The sequence below is a fragment of the Vibrio sp. 10N.222.48.A3 genome (genome assembly GCF_041475345.1).
GTDB lineage: Bacteria > Pseudomonadota > Gammaproteobacteria > Enterobacterales > Vibrionaceae > Vibrio > Vibrio tasmaniensis_A.
In genome coordinates, this window is record NZ_JBFRVX010000530.1 from 1 (window position 1) to 6719 (window position 6719).

Annotated in this window: 7 protein-coding genes and 1 riboswitch; of the genes, 2 read left to right on the top strand and 5 right to left on the bottom strand. The window is 42.2% G+C overall.

What is annotated here, in order from left to right; translation table 11 throughout:
• Window positions 1-44: 44 nt before the first annotated feature.
• The 4 genes from AB4653_RS15365 to torD form a co-directional block, all read right to left on the bottom strand.
• Complete coding sequence (locus tag AB4653_RS15365; protein ID WP_009846351.1) at window positions 45-725, bottom strand: TVP38/TMEM64 family protein; 681 nt, start codon at window positions 723-725, stop codon at window positions 45-47.
• Between the two features lie 153 nt (window positions 726-878).
• Window positions 879-1469: a TfoX/Sxy family DNA transformation protein gene (locus tag AB4653_RS15370; RefSeq protein WP_102257366.1), complete on the bottom strand. Its 591-nt coding sequence runs from the start codon at window positions 1467-1469 to the stop codon at window positions 879-881.
• A gap of 127 nt (window positions 1470-1596) precedes the next feature.
• Window positions 1597-1682, bottom strand: a riboswitch (cyclic di-GMP riboswitch).
• 170 nt (window positions 1683-1852) lie between these two features.
• On the bottom strand, window positions 1853-2857 hold the full coding sequence (gene purR / locus AB4653_RS15375; RefSeq protein ID WP_009846353.1) for an HTH-type transcriptional repressor PurR: 1005 nt from the start codon (window positions 2855-2857) through the stop codon (window positions 1853-1855).
• Window positions 2858-3175: 318 nt separating this feature from the next.
• Entirely contained in the window at window positions 3176-3823 is a 648-nt protein-coding gene (gene torD, locus AB4653_RS15380; RefSeq protein ID WP_009846354.1) for a molecular chaperone TorD, read from the bottom strand.
• A 287-nt stretch (window positions 3824-4110) separates the two neighbouring features.
• Between torD and torR the strand changes: the two genes are divergently transcribed.
• Window positions 4111-4824 carry a two-component system response regulator TorR gene (gene torR / locus AB4653_RS15385; RefSeq protein WP_009846355.1) on the top strand — a complete coding sequence of 238 codons (714 nt, stop codon included), beginning with the start codon at window positions 4111-4113 and terminating at the stop codon, window positions 4822-4824.
• A gap of 90 nt (window positions 4825-4914) precedes the next feature.
• On the opposite strand, the gene elyC is transcribed toward torR, so the two are convergent.
• Window positions 4915-5721: an envelope biogenesis factor ElyC gene (gene elyC / locus AB4653_RS15390; RefSeq protein WP_009846356.1), complete on the bottom strand. Its 807-nt coding sequence runs from the start codon at window positions 5719-5721 to the stop codon at window positions 4915-4917.
• A gap of 115 nt (window positions 5722-5836) precedes the next feature.
• Between elyC and cmoM the strand changes: the two genes are divergently transcribed.
• Window positions 5837-6622, top strand: coding sequence for a tRNA uridine 5-oxyacetic acid(34) methyltransferase CmoM (gene cmoM, locus AB4653_RS15395; RefSeq protein ID WP_102257365.1), 786 nt, complete (start codon window positions 5837-5839; stop codon window positions 6620-6622).
• Window positions 6623-6719: the final 97 nt, after the last annotated feature.

Below are 6719 nucleotides of genomic sequence, written 5' to 3' on the forward strand. Positions count from 1 at the left end.
TACTTAGCTACTTAGCTATTTAGCTATCTAGCTAGCTATATACGTTACTCAGCGACAGGTGCTGAGCGAAATTTGTTCATCAACCATTTAGCAATAATTGGGAACACACCCAGTAAGGCAAATGACAACAGTACTGAGGGAGACACGATGCCCGAAAGTGAATCAATTTCTGCGAGTTGAGTTCCGGCATTCAAGAAAACGGCGGTACCCGGCAACATACCGATTTGGCTAGTAATATAGTAACGACTCACCGACATCGGTGTTAGACCCATCAATAGATTGATAAGGAAAAATGGGAAAACAGGAATTAGACGTAGCGAGAATAAGTAAAATGCACCGTCTTTCTCAACGCCCTTATTGATGGTGGCTAACTTGTCGCCAAACTTGGTTTGGATCCAGTCACGCAACAAGTAACGGCTACTTAAGAAGGCGAGGGTTGCGCCAATAGCGCTCGCGAAAGACACCAGCAGTAAACTGTTCCAAAACCCAAACAGCGCAGCGCCTAACAGCGTAACAACGGCAGCGCCAGGAATTGAGAAAGCCGTAATCATGACATACGCGACAAAGTAGATAGCGGCAGCGGCAATGAAATTGCTCTCGATGTAGTCATTCAAAACAGCTTGCTGGGCTTTTGCATTTTCAAGCGTTAAGTACTGGCCGAAATTGACGCCTAACAAGACGATGGTTATGACCAACACAATACCCAATATCATTTTTTTACTCATTGATACTTCCTCTAAATTTTCAATGCATACCATTAGTTTTTCAATGTATACCACTAGTATAGATAGACAGGCAAAGCATAGAATAACTTTCACCAGATATAAAAAAGCCGCAAAAATGCGGCTTAGTTATCTATATAGTTTGCACTGACAATGTTAATTGACGTGATTGATAAGCTCTTCACGACGTTGCTGCGGTATAACAGACCAATGTGTACCATTGATCGCGCCTTCTAGCGCCCATAACAGTTCAATACTGACAGAAGACGCATGCGATTCTTTGATGGCGTTAAATGCGTTTACAGAGCCAGATTCATATAAACGTTCTACAGAATCGATCCCTGCCTTTTTCAACATCCGCTCTGTAGCGAGTCGAAGGTTAGGCAGATCTTTGAGTCTAGTTGGTTTAGCAGAAGATTGTTCAGCTTTCTCTTCTTTAGCAAAACCTAGAGACGTAGTCGCAAGCTGCAAGATTTTCTCTTGGTCTCGCCATAAGCCTTCAGGTAAAGCGAAATATTTAGTAACGACAGGAAAACCACGTTTTTTGTAGACGTACGGTTGAAATCCTTGTTGTTCGAATTGTTGTGTTGTGCATTTGTCAGCTCGTATATGCAACTGGTCATTCACAACCAGGGCAAACATAGTGTCATCAGCAAAAAGCCCGAATCCACCAAACATTGAGCGTGATTTAATTTTTCCTAGGGGCTCAAATAATTTCATTGAGTCCTTTAGTATCGGTTTATCCATGTTATTTATCTCGGTGTATTTGAACTACGCCACCAAATAAGCAGGTCCGAGAGATTAGCAAAATGTTGCAATTAAATTGTCAATAGGCTGTAAATTACTAAAGTATTAGCAGTTACTGCATTTTGCCATCGGTAACCCCGCTACCATACCAACGAGTGGTTTAGGCCGGAAGCTTTGCGTCCCACTTTTTCAAGTGGTTTGCCCTGTGCGTGACTGGGTTATTAGAATAAAGTTTTTGTTGAATTAGGCTCACACTTCTTATTTCAAAATGTGATATTGCTTCAATTAATGATCTTTGAGATATGCATGCAAGTGCACTTTGTTTGTTGAGAAAAAAAACGCACCTAAAGGTGCGCTTGATTAAACTAAACTCATTACATCAATTAATTTAACGTTTTAACTGTACTTCGCTCAACAATTTCAGGGTGCATTTCGAAGACGCGTTTTTCGTGGTCTTTGTCTTTTATACGCTCTAGTAGTATTTCGAATGCATTTTTACCAACACGGCGCTTAGGTTGGTGAACCGTCGTTAACGGTGGAGAGAAGTATTCAGCCAATTCTATGTTGTCGTAACCGATCACTGAGATATCTTCAGGAATACGAATGCCTTTTTCTTGTAATCGGCTCATCAGTCCTAATGCCATGGTGTCGTTAAAACAGAATACTGCGGTAGGGCGATCTTCCATCTCAATGATTTGGTCAGCAGCAATCACAGCTGTGTCACATTCAAAGTTGCCTTCGATGATCATATTTTCATCGGCAGTAATCTTCGCTTCATTGAGTGCGCGCTTGTAACCTGAGATGCGTTCAACACACGCTGCTTTGTCTAAGTGGCCACTTAAACATGCAATCTTGGAGTGACCGCGCTCAATGAGGTATTTGGTTGCTAGGTAGCCACCTTCTTCAGAGTTATCGATGATCTTATCAGCCTGAGAGCTTTCAGGGCCCCAGTCCATGATAACTTTAGGGATGTCTGCGTGACGGTCTAACATCTCTCTTAGTTCTTCAGTCAGGTCAGAACACATAACTAAGATGCCATCTACACGTTTCTCTGCAAGCATTCGAATGTAGTCACGTTGCTTTTCGTAGATACCGCCCGTATTGCACAAGATCAAAGTGTAACCTTGACGGTAGCAGTAGCTCTCAACACCATCGATAACTTCAGAGAAGAATAGGTTAGTTGATTGAGTCACTAGCATACCGATGGTGCGTGTTGTATTGCACTTCAAACTACGAGCAACGGCACTTGGCGCATAGTTCAGTTCGTCTACGGCTTTGTTTACTTTTTCTTGAGTCGCTTCAGCAACAAAGCGAGTTTTGTTGATTACGTGAGAAACGGTTGTTGTTGATACGCCGGCTAAGCGTGCGACATCTTTTATAGTGGCCATGTTTTTATCCTATTAGAAGCTACTTTCCCAAAGTACGGAATGAAGTAGCCGTTAAGCTACCTAACTAAGAGCTTAAATTTGTAGGGCTCTTTGGGTACTAAAGTGCTAAAAAACAAAAAACCGCTATTGAGCGGCTTGTCTTAACACCGAAATGCTCTGAACTTCAATAAGTGTAGCATTTCGTGAATGTTTCATATTTTATCGTTTGCGGTCACAATTTTAGACTGACTAGAAATTACTCGCAATAAAATTCACCCAGAAATCCGGGTGAATGGTCACAATTCTATTGAATTTATTTATCGAGTCGTCAAAAAAAGCTTATTCGCCAGCTAGGTATTGAGTGTCCAATTTGCAGAATGCCAATAGCAGGGATGAGATTGAAGCGTAGAAACCGAATGTGTCAATGTCATGACATTTGGCGTTGAACTTTGGTACCCAAGTAAGCAGTTGCTGTTCGATAAATTGTTGTTGAACAGCGAAGGATTTCTCTAGTTCTTCTTCAAGTTCAGTTTCGTTCGAACGAATGATTAGATTACCTAGGAAATCGAGTTCGATAGCAATGTGGTCAGCTGGCTCTTTTAGGTCTTGGTTAACCACTAAGTTGTGTTTAGCCATGATCTCTTCCATATCTTTTGCTGGCTTGTCGTTCAATAGGCCAGTCTGGCCGATATACATAGAAGCGTAAGGAAGTGCGCCATGTTTATCAGTCTTTAAGAATAAGTCACAGAAGTCAGCAGACAATTCTAATTGAGCATCTTCACGTGTTTGTAGACGGTTGAGCGCATCCACTAAGCTATCAATCGCCGGCTTTAGTGTTTCATTTTCACCTAAACCAGTTAGGAAAGAACGAATTTCAACAGAGTGGTAGTGATCGAGTTCTTCTTGAGTGAGCTCTTTAGCGAACAAGCTTGATAGCCACCAGTATATTTCTGATCGTTGTTCGTTGAATGCTTTCGTATCTTTCATTTCTTAGATCCTGATTTAGTCTTGTGGTGTGTGTATACCTAGCATCGTCGAGTGATTTATGTATAGGCACACCAAGGCTGAATAACAAGGTTATTTGCGAAACGCAAAGTTACTCGTTAGTAGTAATGCCTATATTGAATTGCGATGGGCGACAAATAGCAAGGTTTAAGATTGTCTTGTATCAAAAAAAAATCATGTTTCTGGCTTTTATCTTCTGTAGTACTAGAATTGTTACGAGTTATGAATAGAATGGTCACTGAAACTATTAAATAAGAAAAGTGGTGTAGATGAGCTATCACGTATTAGTCGTAGAAGATGATGTGGTAACCCGAAGTAAACTGGTTGGATATTTCCAGAATGAAGGTTACACAGTGAGCGAAGCTGAAAGCGGGGCTCAAATGAGAAAAATGTTAGAAGAAAATAACGTTGACCTCATTATGTTAGACATCAACTTGCCAGGCGAAGATGGATTGATGCTAACTCGCGAATTACGCAGTCAATCAGACATTGGAATAATTTTAGTTACTGGACGCACGGATAGCATTGACAAGATCGTTGGCCTTGAAATGGGTGCAGACGATTACGTTACTAAACCCTTCGAACTTCGCGAGTTGTTGGTTCGAGTTAAAAACCTCTTGTGGCGTATTTCGGCTGCTCGTAAAACTGCAGCGGTTGCGGTAGAACAAACAGAAGACGAATCTGTGGTTCGTTTTGGTGAATGGACGTTTGATATACCTCGCCGTGCGCTAAGCAAGAACAGCGAGCCGGTGAAATTGACCAAAGCTGAATATGAACTATTGGTTGCACTCTCTTCTTACCCTAACCAAGTATTAAGCCGTGAACGTATTTTGAATATGATCAGCCATCGAGTAGACGCGCCGAATGACCGCACTATCGACGTGTTAATCCGTCGTATGCGTGCAAAAATGGAGTTTGACCCTAAGAATCCACAAATTTTTGTGACGGTTCACGGTGAAGGTTACATGTTTGCTGGTGACTAATTTCCTGTGGAAAGCTGATTTCAGTAACGATACTTGAACGTAAAAAAACCGAGACATCAATGATGCCTCGGTTTTTTTTTACTGAACTTTTTAATTGTTTACCGTCGGAGTACTGCTCTCGACAGGGTCATTACTTGTGTCTAGCCAATCTCGCAAGCTTTGCCAAACTAATCCCATCGTCTCATGCCAATAGCGCTCAGTCTGCTCGAGATAGATAGCCTTAGGCATATACTTATTCCATGGTTCAACAATCCCTTCTTGTGCAAGGTAGTTGGTTGGAGCTGGTAATGGTTTCATGCCCGCGGCATTGAATTCATTAAGTGCGCGAGTCATATGGCTAGCTGATGTCACGAGCACCATTTTCTTATTCTTAACAAATGCAGCGGCTTGGCGAGCTTCTTCCCACGTATCTTTCGCAGTTTCAAGCAGAATGATATCGGGTTTTGCCACGCCGAGTGCTAGCGCTACTTTAGCCATCATTTTTGCGTTGCTCACCTCAGTGCCTGCGCCATAACCAGACAAAATGAGTTTAGCTCCAGGGTAAAGACGTAAGATACGAATCCCTTCACTTAAGCGCATCAGACCGGTGCGGCTAAGTTCTGATGTTGGTGGGATTTGGTCATCAACAACGTGACCACTTCCAAGAACCATAATGTAATCGACGGTATCATCGATAGGTAAAAAAGCGGTGTGTTGCCTTTCCATTGGCATTAAAAGTTGACTAGAAACAGGCTGGAAAGCGATTAGGAAAATACCACAGAGGGCTGAAAGGGTAATTAGGCAACCTGTCTTCCTTTTTGCAGTAAACATCACTAGGGCTAAACCCAGAAAAGCGAGAATTAACATTGCTGGCAGTGGCATCAGTAACGAAGACACTACTTTTTTCAGCTCAAACATATCCGAATAGTCCGAAAAAACATCACTTAGTAGTAAAAAGAGACATCGCCTCTTTATTCCTGAAATTCCTGTGACAGAATAGCAGGCACGATAGGACATAATAACTCAAGTAGCCGTGACTGAAGACCGTAATTTCGACGATATTGCCCACAAATTTGCAAAAAACATTTACGGCTCTGACAAAGGAGAGATCCGTCAGTGCATCGTATGGGAAGATTTAGAACAAGCTTTGAGCAAGTTTGATCAATCCGCTTCGCCGCTGCATGTGCTTGATGCCGGTGGTGGGCTTGCACAGATGTCACAAAAAATTGCGACACTAGGCCACAACGTTTCTCTGTGCGACCTTTCTTCTGAAATGTTGAAGCTCGCAGAAGAAAGTATCAGCGAAGCGGGTTTGCTCGAGCAATATCGATTTATTCATTCTCCGGTACAAAAAGTGGCAGAGCATCTCGAAGAGAAAGTCGATTTTGTGATGTTTCATGCCGTAATGGAATGGTTAGCAGACCCTAAACAGGCACTTGATTTATTGTTGGAACAAGTAAAACCCGGTGGTATTGCCTCGATAATGTTTTACAACCACCATGGTTTAGTCCTGAAAAATGTGATTTGTGGCAACATTCCTCATGTATTGAATGGGATGCTACATCGAAAAAGGTTTAAGCTGCAACCACAAAAAGGCTTGAAGCCTGAAGAGGTTTATCAATGGATAGAAGACGCTGGTCTAGATATCTGTGGTAAATCAGGCATTCGCTCTTTCAGTGACTACATAGGCAATATGGAGTACATGGGCGATTACCAATTTGAAGATGTGTTGGAACTAGAGAAACAGCTATGTCGCCAAGAGCCATATCTGTCGCTAGGCCGTTATATTCACGTTTGGGCTCAAAAACCTGCGCAATAACAGCGGTGAATGTGGTAAAAGAAGCCACAACATGCGCTATGCCATCGTAAGAAGCCGCGTCATAAAGAAATAGGCGTCATATCTAATACGTTCGATA